The organism is Streptomyces sp. NBC_01508 (genome assembly GCF_045040315.1).
Taxonomy (GTDB): domain Bacteria; phylum Actinomycetota; class Actinomycetes; order Streptomycetales; family Streptomycetaceae; genus Streptomyces.
On sequence record NZ_CP109419.1, the window covers coordinates 4,092,797 to 4,118,463 of the forward strand.

Here is a 25,667-nt window from a genome sequence, read left to right on the forward strand (position 1 = left end):
CCCCGTGTTCCCCAGCTTCACCGGATAGAGTGACGACAATCACTAGCTACGTGTCGGGAGCCCCTGGTCGTGCCGCTGGAAAACCACGCCGAGTTCAAACTGAGCATCACCAAGGCGCTCGGCGATCAGCTGGCCTCCGCACTTGCGGATCTGACACCCGCGCCGCTGACCATGGAGAACATTCAGTCGCTGCGCCAACTACCTGGCGTGTACCAGCTCTACAAGGGCACAGACCTCGTATACGTCGGCAAGGCCGAACGTTCCCTGCCCCGCCGCATCGAGAGGCATCTTCGGAAGCTCTCCGGCCGCACCAACGTAGACATGGCCGAAATGGCGTTCACGTGCCTCTACGTCGATGAGGATTTCGGCGCGGTCGCACCGGAACGGCTCCTGATCAACAAGCACCGCGGCTTGGGCGAAGTCCCATGGAACTACAACGGGTTCGGGAACAACGACCCTGGCAAGCGACGGGACACGACCGAGGTCGACGTCGCCCACTTCGACCGTGCGTATCCGATCGACCTCGAATTCAAGCTCGCGGAGCTCCTGGGGACGGAGCCGGCGATGGACGACACCATCTCGCTCGCCTTGCTGCTGTCATCGATGAAGACCGCGCTCCCCTATGTGTTCCGCTACGAGCCCTCAAAGGAGTTCGAGGACATCCGAGTGCCCTGGCCTCACGAGGGCATCACCGCCGACGAGGTACTCCGCATCGCGGCTTCGCACCTGCCGAACCCTTGGCAGATCACGGCGCTTCCCGGATACGTGATCATGTACAGGAAGCAGGAGGAGTACCCCAGCGCCCGTAGGTACTACCGCGAGGACGCCGTAATAGACGTGACCGAGTAGAACCGCGGAACATACTCACGGACCATCGCACTCAGCCGTACGAACCAGATCGACCGGAGGACAGTTGTCGGCTCAATCCCAGCCGTCGAGCGCTACCGCCCTGCCCGCCGCCGTGAAACCGCCCAAGAAGCCGGGGAAGACGAAGAGCTGGCACGCCAAGGCGGCAGCGGGCCGCCACCTCCCGTACAACCCTCTGGAACTGGAGAGTCTGGGACGGAGCATGGAAGCTCAACTCATGCTGTGCACTCCGGAGTCACTGGCCGATGTAGGACCGGTATACGGAAGCGGCATCTACGCGCTCTACTACACCGGCCCCAACACTCTGTACTCCGAGATCAGTTCACCGAACTGCGAGCACCCGGTGTACGTCGGTCAGGCGCGCGTGACCGGAGTTCGCAAGGGCAGGGCCCTTGAGAACCCTGACAGCGTGGTCCTTTGGGATCGTCTCTACGAGCACCGCCGATCGATCTCCCAGGCGCACGATCTCGAAGTCGACGACTTCCAGGTGCGCTACCTCGTGGCCATCGAAGCATTTGTCAGCCTGGCCGAGCGCGTGATAATCAAGCACTATCACCCGGTTTGGAACAGTATCGTCGACGGCTTCGGGAACCACGACCCCGGCGCCAACCGCCGCCCGAAGAGCAAACGGCCGGCTTGGGACGAGCTGCATCCCGGACGCTGGTGGTCCCACCCGGACAACATGCCGACACCCAGCAAGACTCCCGCGAGCCTCTCCCGGAAGCGTGTTCGCGACCTTCTCTCAGGAAAGCTGTCCGCGTCGGAGATCGAGACAATCGAGGTCGAGATCGAATCCGACGCCGAGACCGACGCTGACGACAAGTAGACATCCACAACCCAATAGGCCTGCCCGAGTCTGCCCGTCGTTTCGGGAGCGCCCAGCTCTCCCCGAAGTGAGGCCGCCGCCCGTGGAGATGGATCTGGTCCGCGTGAACCGGCCCGGGGAGCAGGACGCGGGCCCGTGAGGTCTACGCCTGCGTGAGGTCCCCGTTGCTCCACGCGTAGACCTCACGGTCCTTCACCGCGACCCGGTACTGGTACTGCTCCGAGCAGTCCGTCCGTACCCCGTCCCAGTTCGCCGCGTCGTCCGCGTCGCCCGAGTCGTCCGCGAACCAGTTCGCCTCAAGCTTCGGGCCGTCCGTGAACGCACCCTCCGTGCAAGCCTTTTCGTCGCCCAGCTTCAGCGGGGTGTCTCCGAGGGTGAAGCGGACGAGCTTCGCGTTGCCCGTGGTCCGCACCTTGACCGTGACGTCCGTGGCGTCGTCCGGGACCCACGCGGGCAGGACGAAGAGCCCTTCGCCGTCGCCCGATTCCGGCGCGTCGGCCACCGTCGGGAAGGTCTTCACCCGCTCGCCGAGCACGACATCGTTGAACGCGTCCGGGAAGTGCTCGTCGTGCTTCTTGAGCACCGGAGTCAGCAGCGAACCGACGGCCCACAGGACGACGCACGCACCGGCCACGACGATCAGGATCTTGTTCCTCTTCATGCTCCTCATTGTCCAGTACAAATCAGAGCGCCCCTTGGGGGCCACCCGGGAACCAGGTCCACCGGTTCTGACGCCCGCCGCTCACGGCCCCGCTCACACCCCCGCCGACGCCGGCAGCTCCACCCGTACCGACAATCCCCCGCCCTCCCCGCCCGGCACCGCCGTCACCGTGCCCCCGTGCGCCGTCACGATCGAGCGGACGATCGACAGGCCCAGGCCCGCGCCCGGCCCCATCCGGTCGCGGCCCTCACCGCGCCGGAACGGTTCGAAGAAGGCCGGTATCTCCTCCGGGGCGATCCGGGGGCCGGTGTTGCGTACGGTCAGCACCGTCCCCGACACCGACACGTCCACCGTCCCCGTCCCGTCGGCCAGGTTGTACGCCTGCCCGTTGGCCAGCAGATTGCCGACCAGCCGGTCCAGCAGCGCCCGGTTGCCCCGTATGCCGCCGGGCTCCGTCACCGTCACCGGCAGACCGTGCCGCGCCGCCTCCTCCGTCACCAGCTCGCCCCACCGGATCTCCTCCTGGTCCTCGACCTCGCGCTCGCTGCGCGCCAGGACCAGCAGACCCTCGATGAGCCGTTCGCTGCGCCGGTTGTTGTCGAGCAGCATCTGCTTCGTACGGGCCAGCTCCTGGGGCGAGTTGGCGCCCGCCAGGCCCACCTGGATCGCCGTGCGCTGCGTGGCCAGCGGCGTCCGCAGCTCGTGCGAGGCGTTCGCGATGAAACGGCTCTGGCTGTCGAACGCCTTCTGGAGCCGGCCGAGCAGTTCGTCGAGGGTGTCGCCCAGCTCCTTCAACTCGTCGTCGGGGCCGGTGGTCCCGATCCGCTCGTGCAGGTTGTGCTCGGACAGCAGCCGCGCCTTCGCCGTCATGGCGTGCACAGGCCGCAGCACCCGCTCCGCCGTCCACCAGCCGACGCCGACCGCGCACAGCGCCGTCACCAGCAGCGCGCCCACCGACCAGAACATCAGCTCGTCCGACGCGGCGTCGCTGACGTTGTCCGTGAGCTGGTAGACGGTGACGGGCGCGCGGCGGCCCTCCTCCGTAAGGAAGTAGCCGTTGCCCGACGACGGCGGGGACGCCGGTACGACGCGGGCCGCGATCTCGGCGGCCTCCGTCTCCGTACCGGCACTGGACAGCAGGTTGACGACGGTGAGCAGACAGCCGCCGAGGACGAGGAAGACCGCGCCGTAGACGAGGGCGATCCGTGTTCTGATCGCGCCCGTCACAAGACGTAGCCCCCGCCGTCCGCGTCCACCGTCCGGATCAGCGCCGGGTCACCCAGCTTCTCGCCGAGCTGCCCCACACAGAGCCGTACGACACCGGAGAACGGGTCGGTCTGCGCGTCCCACGCCCGCTCCAGCAACTGCTCGGCCGTCACCGCCTTGCCGTCGGCCTCCAGCAGTATCTGGAGCACGGTCAGCTCCTTCACGGACAGGTCCAGGGCCTGTCCGTCACGGACCGCCGTACGGCCCACGGTGTCCAGCCGCACGCCGCGCCGCTCCAGCGTCGTCGGTAACGCCCGCGAGCTGCGCCGGCGCAACGCCCTCACCCGCGAGACCAGTTCGGGGAACTCGAAGGGCTTGCCCAGATAGTCGTCCGCGCCCAGGTCGAGCCCCTTGACGCGCTCCTCCATGGAGGTGGACGCCGTGAGCATCAGGATCCGGGTGCGGGCCTCCTGCGCGACGAGCCGGCGGGCGACGTCGTCGCCGTGCACGCGGGGCAGGTCGCGGTCGAGGACCACCACGTCGTAGTCGTGCAGTCCCAGATAGGCGAGGGCGGCGTCTCCGCTGTAGACGGTGTCGACGGCGAAACCGGCCCGCCGCAGCCCCGTGGCGATCAGCTCGGCCAGGATTTCCTCGTCCTCGGCGACCAGCACCCGCATGATGAAACCTTCCCGCCCCGAACTGTCCCGGTCCGACCGATCTACCCGGTCCGGACCGACCCGACCCGTACCAGGAGCGCACGGCTTGCGCCCCTCTCCTCTTTAAGATGCGCGCACCGGGGGCAGAGGTTGTGCCGAATCCACACTCTTTAAGCACACTCTCAGGTTTTATCGGTGTGAAGACACCTGCGGCGGGCCGTTAGGATTTCGGCCATGGCCGCCACTGGATCCGAAGAGCAGGGTGGGCGGGCGTACTACGTCACCACCCCCATTTACTACGTCAACGACGCTCCTCACCTGGGCCACGCCTACACGACCGTCGCAGGCGACGTGCTCACCCGCTGGCACCGCCAGCGGGGCGAGAAGGTGTGGTACCTCACCGGCACGGACGAGCACGGTCAGAAGATCATGCGCACGGCCGAGGCGAACGGTGTCACCCCGCAGGAGTGGGCGGACAAGCTCGTCGACGAGGCGTGGCGGCCTCTGTGGGAACACCTGGACATCAAGAACGACGATTTCATCCGTACGACGGAGAAGCGGCACACCGACCGCGTCCAGGAGTTCGTCCAGGATCTGTTCGACAAGGACGAGATCTACAAGGGCGGCTACGAGGGCCCGTACTGCGTGGGCTGCGAGGAGTACAAACTCCCGGGCGAACTGCTCGACGGCGAAGGTGAGTTCGCGGGTCAGAAGATCTGCGCGATCCACAAGAAGCCGGTGGAGATCCTCAAGGAGGAGAACTACTTCTTCAAGCTCAGCGAGTACGGCCCCAAGCTCCTCGCGCACTACGAGGCCAACCCCGGCTTCATCCAGCCGGAGTCCGCGCGCAACGAGGTCGTGAACTTCGTCAAGCAGGGCCTTCAGGACCTGTCCATCTCCCGGTCGACGTTCGACTGGGGCGTGCCGGTGCCGTGGGACGAGAAGCATGTGATCTACGTGTGGATCGACGCGCTCCTGAACTACGCGACCGCCGTCGGCTACAACGAGAACCCGGCGAAGTTCGCGGAGACCTTCCCCGCCGACGTCCACCTCGTCGGCAAGGACATCCTGCGCTTCCACGCGATCATCTGGCCGGCGATGCTGCTCGCGCAGGGCCTGCCGCTGCCCGGGAAGATCGCCGCGAACGGCTGGCTGATGGTCGGCGGCGAGAAGATGTCCAAGTCGAACCTGACCGGCATCAAGCCGCAGGATCTGACCTCGCACTTCGGCGTGGACGCGTACCGCTGGTACTTCCTGCGGGCCATCACGTTCGGCCAGGACGGCTCGTTCTCCTGGGAGGACTTCACCGCCCGGTACACCTCCGAACTGGCCAACGACTACGGCAACCTCGCCTCGCGCGTCGCGGCGATGGTCGGCAAGTACTACGACGGCACGCTGCCGGAGGCGACGCCCGGCGGGGCCGCCGAACAGGCCGTACGGGACGGGCTGGCGAAGGCCGTCACCGAGGCCGACCGCAAGATCGGCGAGGAGGTCGACTTCCAGGGCGGCATCCTGGCGATCTTCGACTTCGTGAAGCAGGTCAACGGCTACATCACGGAGCGGGAGCCCTGGAAGGTCGCGAAGGACACGTCCCCGGAGGGCCGGGCGGCGCTCGCGACGATCCTGTACACGGCGGCGGAGGCGCTGCGCGGAGTCGCGGTGCTGCTCAACCCGGTGATGCCGGACACGTCACAGAAGCTGTGGGACTCGCTGGGCGCGGACGCCGCGCTGGGCGCGCTGGCGGACCAGCGGGTGCGGGACGCGGGCACGTGGGGGCTGCTGCCCGCGGGCACGACGGTGACGAAGGGCGCGGTGCTGTTCCCGCGCCTGGAGGAGAAGCCGGCGTAAGCCCTTGGCGCGACAGACGTCGACGGCGTCGCGCGGCTCGCGGCCGCGCTTGTCCTCGATCGCGGGGCGGGCTTCATACGAAGCCCGCCCTGCGGGCGTTTCAACCGCGTCCCACGGCTACGTCAACCCTGCCGGGCCGGCGATCAAGCCCGTCCGGCGGGCACCGCCCGTCCGGCCGGCACTTCCAGCCCGTCCGGCGATCGAGGACGAAGCCGGCCACCGGGCGGACCCGGTCGGAGCGACCCGGCTACTTCACGACCGGCTTGCGCAGCTGGATGTTCAGCTCCCGCAGCCGCGTCTCGTCCAGCTCCGTCGGCGCGCCCATCATCAGATCCTGCGCGTTGCCGTTGAGCGGGAACGCGATCGTCTCGCGGATGTTGGGCTCGTCCGCGAGCAGCATCACGATGCGGTCGACGCCCGGCGCGATGCCGCCGTGCGGCGGGGCGCCGAGGCGGAACGCGCGCAGCACGCCCGCGAACTCGTGCTCGACGGTCTCGCGGTCGTAGCCCGCGATCTCGAACGCCTGGAGCATCAGCTCCGGTTCGTGGTTCCTGATCGCGCCGGACGACAGCTCGATGCCGTTGCAGACGATGTCGTACTGCCACGCCAGGATGTCCAGCGGGTCCTTCGTCTGAAGGTCCTCAAGACCGCCCTGCGGCATGGAGAACGGGTTGTGCGAGAAGTCGATCTTGCCGGTCTCCTCGTCCTTCTCGTACATCGGGAAGTCCACGATCCAGCAGAACCGGAACACGCCCTCCTCGAAGTGACCGGCCCGCTTGGCCGCCTCGACGCGGACCGCGCTCATGATCTTCGAGACCTCGCCGAACTCGCCCGCGCCGAAGAAGACCGCGTGGCCGGGCACGAGCGACAGGCGCTCGGTGAGCACCTTGACGTTGTCCTCGGTGAGGAACTTGGCGATCGGGCCCGCGAGCGCGCCGTCCTCGCCGACCCGCACCCAGGCCAGGCCCTTGGCGCCCTGCTCGACCGCGTAGTCACCAAGGCCGTCGAAGAACTTCCGCGACTGGCCGGCCGTGTCCGGCACGGGCAGCGCGCGCACGTGCTTGCCCGCGAAGGCCTTGAACTCGGAGCCCGCGAAGACGTCCGAGATGTCGACCAGTTCCAGCTTGGCCCGCAGGTCCGGCTTGTCGTTGCCGTACTTGAGCATCGACTCGCGGAACGGGATGCGCGGGAAGGGGGACGTGACCTCGCGGCCACCGCCGAACTCGGTGAACAGCTCCGTCATCAGCTTCTCGATCGGCCGGAAGACGTCCTCCTGCTCGACGAACGACATCTCCACGTCGAGCTGGTAGAACTCGCCGGGCGAGCGGTCGGCGCGGGCGTCCTCGTCGCGGAAGCAGGGCGCGATCTGGAAGTACCGGTCGAAGCCGGAGATCATCAGCAGCTGCTTGAACTGCTGCGGGGCCTGCGGCAGCGCGTAGAACTTGCCGGGGTTCAGCCGGGAGGGGACCACGAAGTCGCGGGCGCCCTCGGGGGACGTCGCCGTCAGGATCGGGGTCGCCATCTCGTTGAAGCCCAGGGCGGTCATCTTGTGCCGGATGGCGGAGATGACGGCCGTACGCAGCAGGATGTTGCGGTGCATGCGCTCGCGGCGCAGGTCGAGGAAGCGGTATTCGAGCCGCCGCTCCTCGTTGACGCCGTCCTCGGTGTTGATCGTGAACGGCAGCGGCCCGGCGGCGCCGAGGACTTCGACGTCGGTGACCTCGATCTCGATCTCGCCGGTCGGCAGCTCCGGGTTCACGTTGTCCGCGCCACGGGCGGAGACCTTGCCGTCGATCCGGACGACGGTCTCCTTGGTGAGCTTCGACAGCTCCTCGTTGGCGGGGGTGCCGGGGCGGGCGACGAGCTGGACGAGACCGTAGTGGTCGCGGAGATCGATGAAGAGGATGCCGCCCAGGTCTCGACGATTGTGCAGCCAGCCGCTCAGCCGGACGTCGGTGGAGACGTCAGAGGCGCGGAGCTCGCCGCAGGTGTGGGACCTGTACCGATGCATCGTCGTTCATCCAGTCTTAGCTTTTGGCGGGTGGGCTCGGCCGTGTGGTGGCCTGGGCCGTGCGTGGCCCGCACCAGGTTACCGGCAGGGCCGGTGGCGCTTTCCCCGTATTTACGGGGTCCCCGTCCGCGCACCCGGCCACCCGCACGCCCGCTTGACACCGCACTCCCCGCCCGTACCGGTCTAAAGTGGTGCAATGCGCACCGAGGACGTACTGGCCGCGATCGCGACCGGTCTGTGGCGCTGGGACAACGCGGCCGGGCTCGTCACCCTCGACGCGGAGGGGGCGCGGCTGCTCGGGCTGCCCGCCGAGCCCACCGTCCTCAGCGAGGCGGCCATGCGCGCACGCCTGCACCCGGTCGACTGGAACGAGACCTACGGCATCGTGCGCCTCGCCGTCGCCGATGGGACGCTCGCCGAGGCGCACGTACGGGTCGTGAGCGAGGACGGCCGGGTCGTCCGCACCATCAGGTCCCGCTCGAAGCCGCTCGTCACCCACCACGAGCACGGCGACGACTACGAGCTGATCGGCACCATCCAGGAGATCACCGACCCGCGGGCGGACGCGCTGACCGGCCGCGGCCCCGTCGCCGGCGACTGGCGGCGCTCCCGCGAGGCGTTCCTCCTGGACGCCGGCCGGGCGCTCGCCGAAGCACGCTCCACCGCCGAGGTGCTGCGGGTCGCGGCGTCGCTGTCGATGCCGGGCTTCTCCCCCGAAGGGCTCGCCGTCTTCGGCGTCGAAGGCGAGCGGCTGACGGTCATCGGGCACCACGGGAACCCGGACGGCGCGGAGGAACTGTTCACCGACATGTCCGTGAACACGGACTACCCGGCGGCCGAGGTCGCACGGACCGGCCGGGCCATCTACCTGCCGACGGCCGAGGAGTACCAGGACCGCTACCCCGCCACCTGGTCGATGGTGAAGGGCTTCGGCCGGCAGTCCTGGGCCTACGTGCCGCTGATCGTCGCCGGCCGCACGATGGGCGCCTGGATGGCCGCCTTCAAGAACCCGGTGACCTTCACGCCCGACGAGCGCTCCGTACTGACGACGGTCGCCCGGATGCTCGCGCAGGCGCTGGCGCGCGCCGAGGTCACGGAGACCGAGCGCGAGCTGTCCCTTGGCCTCCAGCGCTCGATGATGCCGACGCTGGGGCCGGACATCCCCGGCATGAGCGTCGCCGCGCGCTATGTGCCGACCGGCGGCGGGCTCCAGGTGGGCGGCGACTGGTACGACATCATCCCGCTGCCCGGCAGCGGCAAGGTGGCGCTGGTCATCGGGGACGTCCAGGGGCACGACGTACGGGCCGCGGGCCTGATGGGACAGCTGCGGATCGCCCTGCGCGCGTACGCCGCCGAGGGCCACCGGCCCGACGCCGTACTGTCCCGCGCCTCGCGCTTCCTGCACGGCATGTACGAGTTCTCGACCACCCGGGGTCGCACGCACCCCGACCAGGGCGACGAGGAGGAGGCCCCCGACCACGACGCGTACACCGTGCCGCGCTTCGCGACCTGCCTGTACATGGAGGTCGACCCGGACTCCGGCACCCTCGACATCGCACGCGCCGGCCACCCCGACCCGGTGATCCGCTCGGCGGACGGCACGGCCCTCATCCGGCAGACGGCGGGCGGGCTGCCCCTGGGCATCGAGGCGGACTCGGACTACCCGACGACCCGCGTCGTCCTGGAGCCGGGCGACACGCTGATGCTCTGCACCGACGGGCTGATCGAGACCGGCGGGCACGACATGCTGAGCGGCTGGACTCGGCTGCGGCCCGTACTGGAGGACACCGTGGGCGCGTCGCTGGAGAAGCTGGCCGACGCACTGATCGAGGCCGTCCACGGCCCCTACTCGCACCACACGACCGGCCCGCTCGCCGACCGCCGCGAGGACGACATCGCGCTGCTGCTGCTCTCCCGCGACAGCACACCGGCACGCCGGCCCCCGCGCCGTACGGTCCTGACGATCGCCCAGGCCGAGCCCGAACAGGTCGCGGACGCCCGGCGGCAACTGCGGGACCTGCTGCACGACTGGGCGGACGAGGAACAGGTCGACTCCGCGGTGCTGATGCTCTCCGAGATGGCCACGAACGTACTCGTCCACACGGACGGCGACGCGGTGCTGCTCGCCGAGGCGGCGGGCGAGCGCGGCAGACGCCGCCTGCGTGTGGAGGTCGCGGACGCGAGCGACGAACTCCCCCACAAGCGCCGCCCGGGGGAACTGGCGTCGAGCGGCCGGGGCCTGCTGCTGATGGAGATGCTGGCGGACGCGTGGGGGGTGGACCCGAGGGGGGAGGGAAAGTCGATCTGGTTCGAGATCTACGAGGAGGGCGACGCGGGCTGATCCGGCTGTGTGCCGTCCGGCGCACCCACCTCGTACCGCTCCCGGACCTCCGCCACCACCCCGAACGCCGCCGCCGTCAGCGGCACCGCCAGCAGCATCCCCAGGATCCCCGCCACACTCGCCCCCGCCGTGATCGCCAGCATCACCACGGCCGGATGCATCTGCACCGTACGGCTCTGGATCATCGGCTGGAGCACATGCCCCTCCAGCACCTGCACGGCCAGTACGACCCCGAGCGCCCACAGCGCGATCACCACCCCCCGGTCGGCGAGCGCGACGAGCACCGCGACCGCGCCGGACAGGAACGCGCCCAGGTACGGGATGTACGCCCCCACGAACACCAGCGCCCCGAGCCCCACGGCGCCCGGCACGCGCAGGATCAGCAGGCCCACCGTGATGCAGATCGCGTCGATGAGCGCGATGAAGGTCGTCCCGCGCATGAACCCCTCGACGGCCCCGTACGCGCGCCGCGCCATCGCCTCGACGATGTCACCGGTACGGCGCGGCGCTACGGAGCGCAGGGCGCCGGCGACCCGGTCGGAGTCCTTGAGGAAGAAGAAGATCAGCAGCAGCGCGAGGACGGCGGTGGCGATCATCTCGCCGACGACACTGATCCCGGTGATCACCCCGGACGCCGCGGTGCCGCCGAACTTGTCGAGCAGGCTCTTCGCGTTCGTCGCGAGATCGTCCAGGGAGGTCCCGGCCGCCCCGAGGTGCTTGCTGAGATCCCGCCCCGCCTGCTTGAGCGAGGAGACGATCTGGTCGCCGGTCTCGATGAGCGCGCTGACGACGATGTACCCGGCGCCGCCGACGACGGCGACCACGGCCAGACAGGTCAGCCCGGCGGCCAGGGACTTCGGCACCTTCATCGCGACGAGCCGCTGGTGGAGCGGGCCGAGCAGCGCGGTGCCGAGGATGGCGAGCAGGACGGGGGTGACGGCGGTCTTGAAGGTGATGACGATCCACACCCCGACGCCGACGACCCCGGCGGCGAGCAGCAGTACCGCGCACCAGGCCCCGACCCGCCGCACCTCACGGGGCAGCAACGCGGACGAATCCGCGGACGATTCCGCTGGCGTGCTCCCCGGCGTCCCCCCGCGCGAGTTCTCCATCCACCCACCCGACCACGGCGTTCACGCCGCTGTCCCACGGAAGGGGCCGGGTGGGTGACGGGGTGTCACTCAGAGGGGGAGCCGGGCGGGGTGGGGTGAGGCCCGGGCGGGGCGGGGTGGGGCGGCTGCGGCCCCACCTCCGGCCCGGCCCCGACTTACGCCGCGCCCGCCGGCACCGTGCCCAGCCGGCCGGCCTGGAAGTCCTCGAAGGCCTGCTTCAGCTCGGCGTGGCTGTTCATCACGAACGGCCCGTAGTGCGCCATCGGTTCGCGGATCGGACGCCCGCCCAGCAGGACGACCTCCAGGTCCGGTGTGTTCGAGTCCTGGGACTCGTCCGCGCGGACCGTCAGCGACGACCCGTCCCCGAAGACCGCGCTCTGCCCGGTGTGGACGGGCCGCCGGTCGGTGCCGACCGTGCCGCGTCCCGCCAGGACGTACGCGAGGCCGTTGAAGTCCTCGCGCCACGGCAGCGTGACCTCGGCACCCGGCCGCAGCGTCGCGTGGATCATCGTGATCGGCGTGTGCGTGATGCCGGGACCCTCGTGCCCGTCCAGCGAGCCCGCGATCACCCGCAGCAGCGCGCCGCCGTCGTGCGACGTCAGGAGCTGCACCTGGCCGCCGCGGATGTCCTGGTAGCGCGGGTCCATCATCTTGTCGGCGGCGGGCAGGTTGACCCAGAGCTGGAGGCCGTGGAAGAGGCCGCCCGACGTGACGAGCGACTCCGGCGGCGCCTCGATGTGCAGCAGGCCGGAGCCCGCCGTCATCCACTGCGTGTCGCCGTTGCCGATCGTGCCGCCGCCACCGTTGCTGTCCTGGTGGATGAAGGTGCCGTCGATCAGGTACGTCACGGTCTCGAAGCCGCGGTGCGGGTGCCAGGGAGTGCCCTTGGGCTCGCCCGGCGCGTACTCCACCTCGCCCATCTGGTCCATCATGATGAACGGGTCGAGGTACTGGTAGTTGATCCCCGCGAACGCCCGGCGCACCGGGAATCCCTCGCCCTCGAAGCCGCCCGGCGCGGTGGACACGGCGAGCACGGGGCGGGCGACGGCGTCGTCGGTCGCCGCGACGCGGGGCAGGGTCAGCGGGTTTTCGACGGTCACAGCGGGCATCGGGGGCCTCCTCGGCTTTGGCTCCAATTTAGTTGAATGGTGAACATCTTGCAAGCGGCGAGGTATTCCCGGGCCTGGGAACGGCCGCGGCGCGGAACCGCCCCCCTCATAAAGAGATCGCCGGAGGGGCCGCGTGTGCGGCCCCTCCGGCGATCTCTTCGGACTGCCCGGAAGGTCGGGCTCAGCCGTACATCCGGCGCATCGCGAAGTCCACCATCTGCTCCACGGCCTTCGCGTCGAAGACCATGCGGTGGTCGCCCTCCATGTCGATCACGAAGCCGTACCCCGTCGGCAGCAGATCGATCACCTCCGCGCCCGTGATCACGAAGTACTTCGACTCCTTGCCCGCGTACCGCCGCAGCTCCTTGAGCGTGCTGAACATCGGGATGACCGGCTGCTGGGTGTTGTGCAGGGCCAGAAAACCGGGGTTGTCGCCGCGCGGGCAGTAGACCTTCGACGTCGCGAAGATCTGCTGGAAGTCCTCGGCGGAGAGCGACCCGGTCGTGAACGCCCGCACCGCGTCCGCCAGCGACGGAGGGGACGGCTCGGGGTACAGCGGCTGCTCCCCGTATCCGCCGCCGCCCATCGGCTGCTGCGGGGGTGCGTACTGCTGCTGGGCGCCAGCGTTCTGGTCGTAGCCGTACATGGCCCCAAGACTACTGAGGAAAGGCCCGCCGATGGGACGCATGCGCGCCTCGCCGCCCTCGCCGTCGTCCTCGCCGTCGTCCTCGTCACAGATGTCCGGTGGGGGTTGCATCTTATTACCGACGGGTAGCATCATCGGAGCTACTACAGATACGCGCGACCGATACGCGCTGCTGACCCGCGTACGAGGAATTTGCCTCCCTACCGCTTACGGAGCCGTCGCCATGGGGCACTACAAGTCGAATCTCCGCGACATCGAGTTCAACCTCTTCGAGGTCCTCGGGCGCGACAAGCTGTACGGCACGGGCCCGTTCGCGGAGATGGACGTCGAGACCGCCAGGACCATCCTTTCCGAGGTCAGCAAGCTCGCCGAGGCGGAGCTGGCCGCCTCCTACGCCGACGCGGACCGCAATCCGCCCGTCTTCGACCCGGAGACGAACACCGCTCCCGTGCCCGCCTCCTTCAAGAAGAGCTACCAGGCCTTCATGGACTCGGAGTACTGGCGCCTCGGCCTCCCCGAGGAGATCGGCGGCACCACCTCCCCGCGCTCCCTGATCTGGGCCTACGCGGAGCTGCTGCTGGGCGCCAACCCGGCGATCTGGATGTACACCTCGGGCCCGGCATTCGCCGGCATCCTCTTCGAGGAGGGCAACGAGGCGCAGAAGAAGATCGCCGAGATCGCCGTCGAGAAGCAGTGGGGCTCCACGATGGTGCTCACCGAGCCCGACGCGGGCTCCGACGTGGGCGCGGGCCGGTCGAAGGCCGTGAAGCAGGAGGACGGCTCCTGGCACATCGAGGGCGTGAAGCGCTTCATCACCTCCGGTGAGCACGACATGTCCGAGAACATCCTCCATTACGTGCTGGCCCGCCCCGAGGGCGCCGGACCGGGCACCAAGGGCCTGTCGCTCTTCCTCGTACCGAAGTACGAGTTCGACTGGGAGACCGGCGAACTGGGCGAGCGCAACGGCGTCTACGCGACGAACGTCGAGCACAAGATGGGCCTCAAGGCGTCCAACACGTGCGAGCTGACCTTCGGCGACCGGCACCCCGCCAAGGGCTGGCTGGTCGGTGACAAGCACGAGGGCATCCGCCAGATGTTCATGATCATCGAGTTCGCGCGGATGATGGTCGGCACGAAGGCCATCGCCGCGCTCTCGACGGGGTATCTGAACGCGCTTCAGTACGCCAAGGAGCGCGTCCAGGGCCCGGACCTGTCGCAGTTCATGGACAAGAGCGCGCCCAAGGTCACCATCACGCACCACCCGGACGTACGCCGCTCGCTCATGACGCAGAAGGCGTACGCGGAGGGCATGCGCGCGCTGGTGCTCTACACCGCCTCCGTCCAGGACGAGATCGCCAAGAACGAGGCGGAGGGCGAGGACGCCAAGGCGGGGCACGCGCTGAACGACCTGCTGCTGCCGATCGTGAAGGGCTACGGCTCCGAGAAGTCGTACGAACAGCTCGCCCAGTCGCTCCAGACGCTCGGCGGCTCGGGGTACCTCCAGGAGTACCCGATCGAGCAGTACATCCGGGACGCCAAGATCGACACCCTGTACGAGGGCACCACCGCCATCCAGGGCCAGGACTTCTTCTTCCGGAAGATCGTCCGCGACCAGGGCCAGGCGCTGAACACCCTCTCCGAGGAGATCAAGCAGTTCCTCGCCGTCGCCACCGGCGGCGCCGAACTGGCCCCGGCCCGCGACGCGCTCGCCAAGGCGGCCGTCGACCTGGAGGCGATCGTCGGGAAGATGCTGACCGACCTCACCGCCACCGCCGAGGACGTCAAGAACATCTACAAGGTGGGCCTCAACACCACCCGCCTGCTGATGGCTTCGGGCGACGTCGTCGTCGGCTATCTGCTGCTGCGCGGCGCGGCGGTGGCCGTGGAGAAGCTGGAGACGGCCTCCGCGAAGGACGTGCCCTTCTACGAAGGCAAGATCGCGGCGGCGAAGTTCTTCGCGGCGAGCGTCCTGCCGGGGGTCTCGGCGGAGCTCGCGGTCGCCGAGTCGGTGGACAACTCCCTGATGGAGCTGGACGAGGCGGCGTTCTGACGCGGTGACCGGAGCTGGTCACCGGGTCCGTCCGGTGGCCGGTTCGTCCTCGTTCGCCGGACGGGCACAACCGAGGACAGGCCTCACCGAGGACAGGCCAAACCGTGACTCGTTATGGCTCGTTATGGTGATCTCATGACCACATCCGCCCGCTTCGACCGCGGCCACACCGACGACCTGATGACCTTCCTAGCGGCCAGCCCCACGCCGTACCACGCGGTGGCGAACGCGGCCCAGCGCCTGGAGAAGGCCGGCTTCCGGCAGGTCCAGGAGACCGACGCGTGGGACGGGGCCACCGGCGGCAAGTACCTCCTGCGCGGTGGGGCGCTCATCGCCTGGTACGTCCCCGAAGGGGCCACGCCGCACACGCCGTTCCGGATCGTCGGCGCGCACACGGACTCCCCCAACCTCCGCGTGAAGCCGCTGCCGGACACCGGCGCGTACGGCTGGCGGCAGGTCGCCGTCGAGGTGTACGGCGGGCCGCTGCTCAACACCTGGCTGGACCGGGACCTCGGGCTGGCCGGCCGTATCTCGCTGCGGGACGGCACACACCGGCTGGTCAGCGTGGACCGGCCCCTGATGCGCGTACCGCAGCTCGCCGTCCATCTGGACCGGGGCGTCAACACCGACGGTCTGAAGCTGAACCCGCAGCGGCACATGCAGCCGATCTGGGGTCTCGGCGAGGTCGAGGAGGGCGACCTGATCCGCTTCGTCGCCGAGGAGGCCGGGGGCGGTCTTGAGGCGTCCGACATCACGGGCTGGGACCTGATGGCGCACTCCGTCGAGCCGCCCGCCTACCTCGGACGCGACCGCGAACTGCTGGCCGGGCCGCGGATGGACAACCTGCTGTCGGTGCACGCCGGTACGGCCGCGCTGGCCGCCGTCGCGGAATCCGCCGGCACGGGCACGGCCCTGCCGTACATCCCGGTACTCGCCGCCTTCGACCACGAGGAGAGCGGCTCCCAGTCCGACACCGGCGCCGACGGGCCGCTGCTGGGCACGGTGATGGAGCGCTCGGTGCTGGCTCGCGGCGGTTCGTACGAGGACCGGGCGCGGGCGCTGGCGGGCACGGTCTGCCTCTCCTCCGACACCGGGCACGCCGTACACCCCAACTACGCGGAGCGCCACGACCCGACGCACCACCCGCGCGCCAACGGCGGCCCGATCCTCAAGGTCAACGTGAACATGCGGTACGCCACGGACGGCGGCGGGCGCGCGGTGTTCGCGGCGGCGTGCGAGCGGGCGGGCGTGCCGTGGCAGACGTTCGTCTCGAACAACTCGATGCCCTGCGGCACGACGATCGGCCCGATCACGGCGGCCAGGCACGGCATCAAGACGGTCGACATCGGCGCGGCGATCGTGTCGATGCACAGCGCGCGTGAACTGTGCGGCGCGGACGACCCGTTCCTGCTGGCGAACGCGGTGGCCGCGTTCCTGGAAAGCTGAACTCCCCTCTCCTGCATGGGTGTTCCCGGGCCGGGTACCCGCATAGCGGCCCGGGAATGGCCATCATCCATATCAGGAGGCGGGATTCATGGGCATTGGCGGATGCATCGCACTCATCGCGGTGGGGGCGATCCTCACGTTCGCGACGGACTGGGAGGCCGAGAGCGTCAACCTCGACCTGGTCGGGGTGATCCTGATGGCCGTCGGCCTCATCGGCATCGCGACATTCACGAGCATCGCGAAGCGCCGCCGCGCGGTCGTCACCTCGCCGACGGTGATCGAACGCGACCACCGGTAGGCCTTGTTGAGCCCGCCGGCGGAGCGACGTGGCTGTCAGATGCCGAGTTCGGGCAGTCGGACACCCGTGTTGTCGCCATTCCTGCCGACCCAGTAGGTCAGCGCGGGCAGCGACGCTCCGACAGCGCGCAGTGCTCCGACCACGAGCCGCGCGGCGTCGTCGGCGGCGGTCCGGGAAGTCATCGGCCAGTCTCGGAAGAAGCTCGGGCTGCCGTCGTCCGGCGCGTTGCTCCAGTCATCGGTCGTCAGTACGGTGATCCACTCCTTGCTCGGCGGTGTCCATCCCAGCTCTGTCAACGTCAGGACCAGGTCCGGCTTCGGGTCGGCCGGGCTTTCGACTCTCAGCACGCCGTCGGCCAGTCTGACGAAGCACGTGGGGATCTCCGCCGGCGTACGCTCCCCGTCGTCGCGCTCGTCGATCACCAGGCTCAGCGGGAGTTCGCCGAGCATGGGTACATCGCGCACCAGGGCGTGAAGGGTCCGGGCCAGACGGTGTTCGAAGTCCGCCCAGTCTTCGGCGACGTCGTTCCCCGGGGTGAACATGCCGTCCGTCGCGGCCGTATGAACGGTCCGGAACCAGGAGGAGGGCTGCTTGCCCAGGTGTTGGGCCGCCCGCGTCTCCTGGTTCTCGTAGCGATCGGTCGCCAGGAGTTCGAGCACGACACCGGCCGTCGCCTCGTTCGCGGATCCGTGCCTGAACCGCAGACGAGGTGTCGTACCGGGTCGACGCCATCGCAGCCACGGTCCGGGCCCACCCCGCAACGGCGGTACGCCGAGCACGTCCTCGGCATGCCCCGCGGCGGTGTGGAACACCTCTGCCGCCTCCGCGTGGCCCAGGCCGCGAGCCAGTGTGAGCGTGAGTGCGGGCGAGTCGTCCAGATCTGTGGAGGCGTACCCGACGCCCGTCGGCAGCCCGGTGGAGAAGGACAGGGACCCGCCGCGCTCCTCGACGAGAGACCACCCGCACTCGGCAAGAACGCGCTCGATATCCGGACGCTCCCAGCTTCCCAGGTCGAGCGCCGAGAACGAACGGATCAGATCACCTATGCGGGCGTCGGACACACGAGCGGAAACGATCATGAGCCATGGTGGCACAGCCCGGGCACGTCTCTCCGCCTACGCGTCGAGCCCCGCCAGGACCAGCCCCAGCCGCCCCACCCCCGACGCGGAAACCCGCACCGGCACCCCCCAGTCCTGCTGGTGCACATGGCACACCGGGTACTCGGTCTCCGGCGCGTCGTCGCAGGACGCCGCCATCGCCGAGACGTGCAGCACCCCCTCGGTGACACCGTCCGCCAGCACCAGGTCCCGGCCCAGGTCCGTGCCGGCACCGGCTCCCTCCGCCAGCAGTTCCGGCGGGGTGGCGGAGACCAGGAGCCGGGTCGAGGGACCGTAACGGGTGTCCAGCTTCTGCCCCTTGGGCGCCTCGAAGACGACATCGAGCCGCAGCGCGCCCGGTGCGACATCGGTCGCGGCGCGCCGCGTGCGGTGCGCGACCGACTCGACGCGCACGGCCTCATCCGGCAGCCGCAGCCGGGTCAGCCGGTGCCGCGCGGACTCGATCACGACGATGTCGTCACCGACGAGCACCGCGTCGGACGGCTCCCGCAGATCCGTCGCGAGCGTCGTGACCTCCCCGGTCGCGGGGTCGTAGCGGCGCAGGGCGTGGTTGTACGTGTCCGACACGGCCACCGAGCCGTCCGGCAGCGCGGTCACACCGAGCGGGTGCTGGAGCAGGGCCTGTGCGGCGGGGCCGTCGCGGTGGCCGAAGTCGAAGAGCCCGGTGCCCACGGCGGTCCGTACGGCGAAGCCGTCCTCGTCGCCGTCCTCGTCGCCGTCCTCGTCGCCGTCCCCGCCGCCGTCCCCGTCGCGCTCCACGTAACGCAGCGCGCTGGTCTCGGAGTCGGCGACCCACAGCCGGTCCCCGCTCGCGGCGAGCCCGGACGGCTGCGCGAACCACGCCTCGGCGGCGGGGCCGTCGACCAGGCCCTCGTTGCTGGTTCCGGCCGCGACCGCGACGGTGCCGGTCGCCGGGTCGTACGTCCACAGCTGGTGCACCCCGGCCATCGCGATCCACAGCCGGTCCTGCCACCAGGCCACGTCCCACGGCGAGGAGAGCGCCACGTCGAGCGCCGGCCCGTGGGCCGGTGAGCCCTGCCACCACTGCCGGCCGGTGCCTGCGAGGGTTTCGACGGCGCCGGTCGCCGGGTCGTACGCGCGGACCGCGTGGTTGACGGTGTCGGCGACCGCGATCCGGCCGTCGGGCAGCGGGGCGAGCCCCTGCGGCTCGTTGAACGACTCCGGACCGAAACCCCGCTCACCGGTGCCGATCCGCCGTACGACGCTCTCGCCGTCCGCCGCCAGCTCGACCAGCTGATGCCGGGTGGAGTCGGACACCAGGAAGTTCCCCGAGGGCAGCGCGAGCACCTTGCCGGGGAAGCGCAGGTCGGTGGCGACGGGCTCGGGCGCGACGTAGGGGCCGTCGCCGCGCCGCAGGGTGCCCTTCGCGGCGTGCTCGGCCTCCAACTCCTCGACCAGCTTCTCGATGGCGTGCGCGTGGCCCTCGCCCGCGTGCTGGGCGACGACGTACCCCTCGGGGTCGATGACGACGAGCGTGGGCCAGGCCCGTACCGCGTACTGCTTCCACGTCGCCAGCTCCGGATCGTCCAGGACGGGGTGGTGCACCTCGTACCGCTCGACGGCGTCGACCACGGCGGCGTGCTCGGCCTCGTGGACGAACTTCGGCGAGTGGACCCCGATGATCACCACGGTGTCGCTGTGCTTCTGCTCCAGCTCACGCAACTCGTCCAGGACATGCAGGCAGTTGACGCAGCAGAAGGTCCAGAAATCAACAACAACGCACTTACCTCGCAAGTCGGCGAGGGTGAGTTCTTTACCACCGGTGTTCAGCCAGCCACCCTTGCCGATCAGCTCGGGGGCACGGAGACGGGCACGGCGGCGGGGTGCGGGGGCGGGCACCGGGGCGGGATCGTTCATGCTTCAAGCTTGCCATCCTGGTATGAACGGCGGATCACACGCGTACCGCGGGGTCCACGACGGGGGAGCGACGGATGGCTGCGGACAAGGACCGGGACGGGAATGAGAGCGGGGCGGCGACGGCGCGGAGCTTCATGGCGCTGCCAGGGCGCGCCGAGGACCGGCGGGAGCCGTTCCTCGGGTGTGTGGCGGAGGTCGTCCGGATCCTCGGGCTCACCGTCGCTCCCGAACCTCAGCCGGGTGGCCCCCCGACCTGGGAGCACCGCGCTCGGGCGGCGCTGCGTGAGGCTTGCCGCCGAGGCATGGACCTGTCCGGGGCAGCGTTCGACGCACTCGTCAGGGCGGCCGTCCACGACCCCGATCCGAGCTTCAACCGCCAGTTCGTCGAGCCCGCTCTGAACGCGTTCGGGCGCCGTCGCGTCCAAGCCGCGCTGCTCGGGTACCTGCGGACGGGCACCGACCCTGAGCGGGCGGGCGCCGCGCGGGCCTGGTACTGGTCGGCGCTGCCCCTGCGGATGCCTCTCGTACGGGCGGCGGAGGCCGGCGACGGCGATTCGGACCGCGATTCGGACGGCGATTCGGATGTGGCGACCGTCGTGACCGAGTGGAACGAGGCCGCGCTGCGCGCGTTCGTGAACAACGAGCACCTGGACGTACGGCGCTGCGTCCTGCCGGGTCTGGCGCTCCGCAGGTCGGCCTACCCGCCCGCGTTGCGCGATCTGGTGGACGCGGCGGTGGCGATCGCCCGGTCCCACCCCGACGAATACATCCGCCACCGCGTGGAACACCAGATCGGCGACTGATCCCCCCGCGGGCACCCCAGCGACCGGGCCGCCGTCAGGGACCCGTCTCCGGACCGCCCGCCCGTACCAGTGCCTCCCCCGCCTCCGTACGGAAGTACAGCACCGACCGCCCCGCGCGGCGGCGGCGGATCAGGCCCGCGTCCAGCAGGACCTTCAGGTGGCGGCCCACCGAGCCGAGGCCCTGTCCCGTCAGGGCCACCAGCTGGGTGGTGCTCTTGGGGGCGCCGAGCAGGACGAGGACTCCCGCCCGCGCGGGACCCAGCAGCGCGCGCAGCGGCTCGGGCACCCGCGCCCGGCCCGTGTCGGCGAGTGCGCCCGCGCACGGGTACACCACGGCGTATCGGTTCGCGTCCCAGGACACCCAGCCCGTGTGCGGCGTGACGGGTACGAACATCAGCCGCACGCCGGGGATCACCTGCGAGCGGCCGCCGTGCGTGTTGATCTGGAGGCGGCTGCCGCCGAGCCAGCGCATGCCGGGGCGCATGGCGCTCAGCGCGCTCGCCCAGCCGCCCTGGCTCAACTGGGCGGTGCGGGCGACGACATCGGCCTCGATGAGACGGCGGCGGCGCGGCCAGTACGGCAGCACGGCCTGTGTCCACACCCACTCCAGGACGGTGGCGGCACGTTCCCCCAGGTCCGAGCGGTGGAGGGCGGCGGGGACGGGGCCTTCCAAGGAGAGGAGCAGATCGTCGCGGACGCGCTCGGGCGGGGTTTCCCGCACCCGTACGATCTCGTCCTCGAAAGCGGGCCGGCCATCACTGTCACCGCCGCCGGGCGGCGACGGCGTCGGCGTGATGAAGTCCGCGTTCCAGGCGCGGCCGAAGGCCGACCGTACGAGCAGCGCCGTGACCGGGTCGGCCGCCTGCCGGGCCCGGTAGGCCGGCAGGTGCGCGTCGAGCCAGGCGCGCTCGCCGGGGTGCGCGCCCGCGTGCGCGGCCGTGCCGCGCTCCAGCGCCTTCAGGCTCGCGATGGTCTCGGCCAGGGGTGAGACCACGAACCGGCTGCCCGCCAGCGTGTCCGCGTCGATCTGCCACCAGCCCATGCGGCCCTCCTCGCGGCCTCACGTTTCGCCGCACCGCGAAACACTAACGCGCCGCCCGCGACCCCGCCGAGACTCCGCGACATGCGTACCTACCGCGAGCTCTTCCGTACGAAGGAGTTCACCCCGCTCTTCCTGACCTCCGCCGCACACATCGCAGCCCAGACCGTGAGCGGACTCGCCCTGGGCACGCTCGTCTTCACCGCGACCGGCTCGCCCCTGCTCTCCGCCCTCGCCATGTTCGGCCCCAACCTCGCACAGGTGGTCGGCGCGACGACGCTGCTCTCGGCCGCCGACCGGCTGCCGCCACGCGCCACCCTGACCATCGTCGCGTTCGTCTTCGCCCTCGGTACGGCCGTCACGGCCCTGCCCGGACTGCCCATCGGCGCCGCCCTCGCGATCGTCCTGGGCCTCGGCGTGGTCTCCGCGCTCGGCGGCGGGGTGCGGCTCGGACTCCTCAACGAGATCCTTTCCACGGAGGGCTATCTGCTCGGCCGCTCCACCCTCAACATGTCGAGCGGCCTGATGCAGATCGGCGGCTTCGCGACCGGCGGCGTCCTGCTGCTGGTCCTGTCCCCGCGCGGCACCCTGCTCACCGGCGCCGCCCTGTATCTCACCTCCGCCGTCGTGGCGCGGTTCGGCCTCGGCAGGAGGCCGCCGCGGTCGGCCGGGCGCCCGTCGATCGCCGCGACATGGCGCAACAACGCGCTCCTGTGGGCGTCCCCGCCCCGCCGCCGCGTGTTCCTGGGCCTGTGGGTGCCCAACGGGCTGGTGGTGGGCTGCGAGTCCCTGTACGTGCCGTACGCGCCGCAGCACGCGGGCCTGCTGTTCGCCGCCGGCGCGGCCGGCATGCTGACGGGCGACATCCTGATCGGCCGCTTCGTGCCCCGCCGTTGGCGCACGCACCTGGCCGTCCCGATGCTGCTGCTGCTCGCCGCCCCGCACCTGCTCTTCGTCCTGGGGCCGCCGCTGCCGCTCGCCCTGGCCGCCGTCATGGTCGCCACCGTCGGTTACGCCGCGAGCCTGGTGCTCCAGGAGCGCCTGATGGAGCTGACCCCGGGGGACCTGAGCGGGCACGCGCTGGGGCTGCACTCCGCGGGCATGATGGCCATGCAGGGCGTGTGCGCGCTCCTGGCGGGCGCCGTCGCCGAGCTGACCTCGCCGGCCACGGGCATCGCGGTGCTGGCGGCGGCCTCGATGACGGTCACCCTCGCGCTGGCGCGCGGGCTGCGGGCGCGGGCGGACGTGGGGGCGGACGTGGCGGGCTCTGTCGTCCGTACGCGTACAGCTGACGCCGTACCACCGTCCCCCGGCAGCCCGGTGGGTACGGATACGGCATGAAGTACTTGGTGCGCGACAAGATCTTCGCCATCGGCGACGACTACTGGATCGAGGACGAGCAGGGCCGCCAGGCCTTCCTCGTCGACGGAAAGGCGTTGCGGCTGCGCGACACGCTGGAGCTGAAGGACCCTCAGGGACGCGTCCTGGTCACGCTCCGCCAGAAGCTCCTCAGCCTGCGGGACGCGATGACGATCGAGCGGGACGGTGAGCCGCTGGCCACCATCCGTAAGAAGAAGCTGTCGCTGCTCCGTAACCACTACCGGGTCACCCTGGCCGAGGGCACCGAGCTGGATGTGAGCGGGCGGATCCTGGACCGCGAGTTCGCGATCGAGTACGACGGCGAACTGCTGGCGCATGTCTCGCGCCGGTGGTTCCGGGTGCGGGAGACCTACGCCGTGGACGTGATCAGGGACGACGCGGATCCGTCGCTGCTGATCGCGGTCGCGGTGTGCGTGATCCGGATGGCGGAGAAGGAGCGCGAGGAGGACTGAGCGGCGGCCCCGCTCACCCCGGCGGCCCCGGGCTCAGCGCCGGGGCCGGCCGCCCGGCGTGGGACGCACCGGCTCGCGGGCGGGCTCAGCGCCGGGGCGCCGTCACCCCCAGCAGGCGGTCCTTCAGCACCGGGAACTGCTCGCGCGTCGTCGCCACCTTCGCCGGGTCGAACTCGACGCTCAGGACCTCCTCGCCCGGCCCCGCCTCCGCCAGCACCTCGCCCCACGGGTCGACCACGACGCTGTGCCCCGACTGCTCCACCCCGGCGTGCGTCCCGGCCGTCGAGCAGGCGAGTACGTACGCCTGGTTCTCCACGGCGCGCGCCCGCGCCAGCAGCGTCCAGTGCGCGCGGCGGCGGGCCGGCCAGCCCGCCGGGACCACGTACACCTGCGCGCCCTCGTCGAGCAGCCCCCGGAACAGCTCGGGGAACCGCAGGTCGTAGCAGGTGGCGAGGCCCAGTACCGCGTCCGGCAGCGCGACGGTGACCAGTTCGTCGCCCGCGCCCATCAGGGTCGCCTCGCCCTTGTCGAAGCCGAAGCGGTGGATCTTGCGGTACGAGCGCACGAGGGCGCCGTCCGGCGCGATGACGAGCGCGGTGTTGTAGAGGTCGGCCGCGCCGTCCAGGACGGCCTCGGGGGCGCGTTCCACAATGGATCCGGCGTGCAGCCAGACGCCCGCGTCGCGCGCCGCCTCCGACATCGCCCGGAACGTCGGGCCGTCCAGCGTCTCCGCCTCGGCGGCGAACGACTCGTACGCGAAAGCGCCCACCGGCCACAGCTCGGGCAGGACCACCAGGTCGGCGCCGCGCTGCTGCCGTACCAAGGAAGCGGCGCGCTGCCTACGGGAATTGACCGATTCGTCCGGGTCTACTGCGATCTGGATGAGGGAGGCGCGCACACTACCACCGTCCTGGCATTCGAGCCGTCTACACGGGCCTACGATCGTCACACGAAAGCACTGCCGGGGTGCCAACGGGCAGCGTAACTTAGGCTCTCGAACCTCCCACGCAGCCCACAGCCCGCCGCCCGCAGCCAGCAGCCCAGCCCGCTAACCGCAGAACCGTCGAGGGGTCCCGTGACCGTCCATCCCAGCCTTCAAACCTACGCCGATGCCTGGTCCCACTCCATTGAAGCCATAGCCGAGCTGGTACAGCCACTCGTCGAGGGCGAGTGGAACCGGCGCACGCCGTGCCCCGGCTGGTCGGTGCGGGACATCGTCTCGCACGTCATCGGTCTGGAGTGCGAGATGCTCGGGGACCCACGCCCCATCCACTCGCTGCCACGCGACCTGTACCACGTACAGAGCGAGATCTCCCGCTACATGGAGATGCAGGTGGACGTACGGCGCCACCACACCGCGCCGGAGATGACCTCCGAGCTGGAATACACGATCATCCGCCGCAACCGCCAGCTGCGGAACGAGAACCGCCAGCCGAGCACCATGGTCCGCGCCCCGCTCGGCACCGAGCAGACGCTCGAACAGGCCATGCGGAACCGCGCGTTCGACATCTGGGTGCACGAGCAGGATCTGCGTACGACCCTCAGCAAGCCCGGCAACCTCGACACGGCCGGCGCGCAGGTCACCCGTGACGTGCTCCTCGAAGCCCTCCCGAAGGTCGTCGCGAAGGACGCGGGCGCGCCGCCGAACACGGCGATCGTGCTCGACGTGCACGGCCCCCTCGAATTCCTGCGGACGATCCGGGTCGACGCGGAGGGCCGCGGCACGATCGACGGCTCGCCCTCACTCGGCCCCGCGGTGACGCTGATGATGGACTGGGAGACGTATTTCCGGCTGGCGTGCGGGCGGGTACGGGCCGCCGCGGTGCCGGACCGGATCAAGACGGACGGGGACGCGGAGCTGGCGGCGGCGATCCTGCGGGAGTTCGCGGTCACGCCGTAACGGGTCCCGTATCCACCGCG

The 25,667-nt window shown here is 70.3% G+C and carries 22 protein-coding genes; 11 read left to right on the forward strand and 11 right to left on the reverse strand.

Annotation, left to right across the window (positions count from 1 at the left end):
- Positions 1-69: 69 nt before the first annotated feature.
- Both OG700_RS18865 and OG700_RS18870 read left to right on the forward strand, forming a co-directional pair.
- Positions 70-849: an Eco29kI family restriction endonuclease gene (locus tag OG700_RS18865; RefSeq protein WP_405615044.1), complete on the forward strand. Its 780-nt coding sequence runs from the start codon at positions 70-72 to the stop codon at positions 847-849.
- Positions 850-961: 112 nt separating this feature from the next.
- A complete protein-coding gene (locus OG700_RS18870) occupies positions 962-1,693 on the forward strand; it encodes an Eco29kI family restriction endonuclease (RefSeq protein ID WP_405615046.1) in 732 nt (243 codons plus the stop codon).
- A 142-nt stretch (positions 1,694-1,835) separates the two neighbouring features.
- Here the strand turns inward: OG700_RS18870 and OG700_RS18875 are convergent, their stop codons facing one another.
- From OG700_RS18875 to OG700_RS18885, 3 genes are all read right to left on the reverse strand, one after another.
- On the reverse strand, positions 1,836-2,354 hold the full coding sequence (locus OG700_RS18875) for a hypothetical protein (RefSeq protein ID WP_405615048.1): 519 nt from the start codon (positions 2,352-2,354) through the stop codon (positions 1,836-1,838).
- Positions 2,355-2,447: 93 nt separating this feature from the next.
- Positions 2,448-3,581: a sensor histidine kinase gene (locus OG700_RS18880; RefSeq protein ID WP_405615050.1), complete on the reverse strand. Its 1,134-nt coding sequence runs from the start codon at positions 3,579-3,581 to the stop codon at positions 2,448-2,450.
- On the reverse strand, positions 3,578-4,237 hold the full coding sequence (locus OG700_RS18885; RefSeq protein WP_405615052.1) for a response regulator transcription factor: 660 nt from the start codon (positions 4,235-4,237) through the stop codon (positions 3,578-3,580). The genes OG700_RS18880 and OG700_RS18885 overlap by 4 nt, the downstream gene beginning before the upstream one ends.
- 213 nt (positions 4,238-4,450) lie before the next feature.
- On the opposite strand from OG700_RS18885, the gene metG reads away from it, so the two are divergent.
- Positions 4,451-6,064 carry a methionine--tRNA ligase gene (gene metG, locus OG700_RS18890; protein ID WP_405615054.1) on the forward strand — a complete coding sequence of 538 codons (1,614 nt, stop codon included), beginning with the start codon at positions 4,451-4,453 and terminating at the stop codon, positions 6,062-6,064.
- A 247-nt stretch (positions 6,065-6,311) separates the two neighbouring features.
- Here metG and aspS read toward each other — a convergent pair whose 3' ends face one another.
- On the reverse strand, positions 6,312-8,075 hold the full coding sequence (gene aspS, locus OG700_RS18895; protein ID WP_405615056.1) for an aspartate--tRNA ligase: 1,764 nt from the start codon (positions 8,073-8,075) through the stop codon (positions 6,312-6,314).
- A 196-nt stretch (positions 8,076-8,271) separates the two neighbouring features.
- Between aspS and OG700_RS18900 the strand changes: the two genes are divergently transcribed.
- Positions 8,272-10,416 carry a SpoIIE family protein phosphatase gene (locus OG700_RS18900; protein WP_405615058.1) on the forward strand — a complete coding sequence of 715 codons (2,145 nt, stop codon included), beginning with the start codon at positions 8,272-8,274 and terminating at the stop codon, positions 10,414-10,416.
- On the opposite strand, the gene OG700_RS18905 is transcribed toward OG700_RS18900, so the two are convergent.
- The 3 genes from OG700_RS18905 to OG700_RS18915 all read right to left on the reverse strand — a co-directional run bounded on the left by OG700_RS18905 (position 10,392) and on the right by OG700_RS18915 (position 13,283).
- Complete coding sequence (locus tag OG700_RS18905) at positions 10,392-11,528, reverse strand: AI-2E family transporter (RefSeq protein ID WP_405615060.1); 1,137 nt, start codon at positions 11,526-11,528, stop codon at positions 10,392-10,394. The two genes, OG700_RS18900 and OG700_RS18905, sit on opposite strands and share 25 nt — an antisense overlap.
- 155 nt (positions 11,529-11,683) lie before the next feature.
- On the reverse strand, positions 11,684-12,637 hold the full coding sequence (locus OG700_RS18910) for a pirin family protein (RefSeq protein ID WP_405615063.1): 954 nt from the start codon (positions 12,635-12,637) through the stop codon (positions 11,684-11,686).
- A 181-nt stretch (positions 12,638-12,818) separates the two neighbouring features.
- Positions 12,819-13,283 carry an SseB family protein gene (locus OG700_RS18915; RefSeq protein WP_242575068.1) on the reverse strand — a complete coding sequence of 155 codons (465 nt, stop codon included), beginning with the start codon at positions 13,281-13,283 and terminating at the stop codon, positions 12,819-12,821.
- A 223-nt stretch (positions 13,284-13,506) separates the two neighbouring features.
- Here OG700_RS18915 and OG700_RS18920 point away from each other — a divergent pair, with 223 nt between their 5' ends.
- The 3 genes from OG700_RS18920 to OG700_RS18930 all read left to right on the forward strand — a co-directional run bounded on the left by OG700_RS18920 (position 13,507) and on the right by OG700_RS18930 (position 17,077).
- Positions 13,507-15,333, forward strand: a complete 1,827-nt coding sequence (locus OG700_RS18920; protein ID WP_405615065.1) for an acyl-CoA dehydrogenase — start codon at positions 13,507-13,509, stop codon at positions 15,331-15,333.
- A 135-nt stretch (positions 15,334-15,468) separates the two neighbouring features.
- Entirely contained in the window at positions 15,469-16,779 is a 1,311-nt protein-coding gene (locus tag OG700_RS18925; RefSeq protein ID WP_405615067.1) for a M18 family aminopeptidase, read from the forward strand.
- A gap of 88 nt (positions 16,780-16,867) precedes the next feature.
- Positions 16,868-17,077, forward strand: a complete 210-nt coding sequence (locus OG700_RS18930; protein WP_405615069.1) for a DUF6458 family protein — start codon at positions 16,868-16,870, stop codon at positions 17,075-17,077.
- Between the two features lie 35 nt (positions 17,078-17,112).
- Here OG700_RS18930 and OG700_RS18935 read toward each other — a convergent pair whose 3' ends face one another.
- Together OG700_RS18935 and OG700_RS18940 are read right to left on the reverse strand one after the other, a co-directional pair.
- Entirely contained in the window at positions 17,113-18,138 is a 1,026-nt protein-coding gene (locus OG700_RS18935) for a DUF6301 family protein (RefSeq protein ID WP_405615071.1), read from the reverse strand.
- Between the two features lie 54 nt (positions 18,139-18,192).
- On the reverse strand, positions 18,193-20,073 hold the full coding sequence (locus OG700_RS18940; protein ID WP_405615073.1) for an NHL domain-containing thioredoxin family protein: 1,881 nt from the start codon (positions 20,071-20,073) through the stop codon (positions 18,193-18,195).
- Between the two features lie 74 nt (positions 20,074-20,147).
- On the opposite strand from OG700_RS18940, the gene OG700_RS18945 reads away from it, so the two are divergent.
- A complete protein-coding gene (locus OG700_RS18945; protein ID WP_405615075.1) occupies positions 20,148-20,876 on the forward strand; it encodes a hypothetical protein in 729 nt (242 codons plus the stop codon).
- Positions 20,877-20,910: 34 nt separating this feature from the next.
- Here the strand turns inward: OG700_RS18945 and OG700_RS18950 are convergent, their stop codons facing one another.
- Complete coding sequence (locus tag OG700_RS18950) at positions 20,911-21,918, reverse strand: ArsR/SmtB family transcription factor (RefSeq protein WP_405615077.1); 1,008 nt, start codon at positions 21,916-21,918, stop codon at positions 20,911-20,913.
- 81 nt (positions 21,919-21,999) lie between these two features.
- Here OG700_RS18950 and OG700_RS18955 point away from each other — a divergent pair, with 81 nt between their 5' ends.
- Both OG700_RS18955 and OG700_RS18960 read left to right on the forward strand, forming a co-directional pair.
- A complete protein-coding gene (locus tag OG700_RS18955) occupies positions 22,000-23,256 on the forward strand; it encodes an MFS transporter (protein ID WP_405615079.1) in 1,257 nt (418 codons plus the stop codon).
- Positions 23,253-23,747 (forward strand): LURP-one-related/scramblase family protein, encoded by a 495-nt coding sequence (locus tag OG700_RS18960; protein WP_405615081.1) that lies wholly within the window; start codon positions 23,253-23,255, stop codon positions 23,745-23,747. The genes OG700_RS18955 and OG700_RS18960 overlap by 4 nt, the downstream gene beginning before the upstream one ends.
- Positions 23,748-23,832: 85 nt before the next feature.
- Here the strand turns inward: OG700_RS18960 and OG700_RS18965 are convergent, their stop codons facing one another.
- Positions 23,833-24,645 (reverse strand): carbon-nitrogen family hydrolase, encoded by an 813-nt coding sequence (locus tag OG700_RS18965; RefSeq protein ID WP_405615083.1) that lies wholly within the window; start codon positions 24,643-24,645, stop codon positions 23,833-23,835.
- Positions 24,646-24,822: 177 nt separating this feature from the next.
- Here OG700_RS18965 and OG700_RS18970 point away from each other — a divergent pair, with 177 nt between their 5' ends.
- On the forward strand, positions 24,823-25,647 hold the full coding sequence (locus OG700_RS18970; RefSeq protein ID WP_405615085.1) for a maleylpyruvate isomerase family mycothiol-dependent enzyme: 825 nt from the start codon (positions 24,823-24,825) through the stop codon (positions 25,645-25,647).
- Positions 25,648-25,667 lie beyond the last annotated feature (20 nt).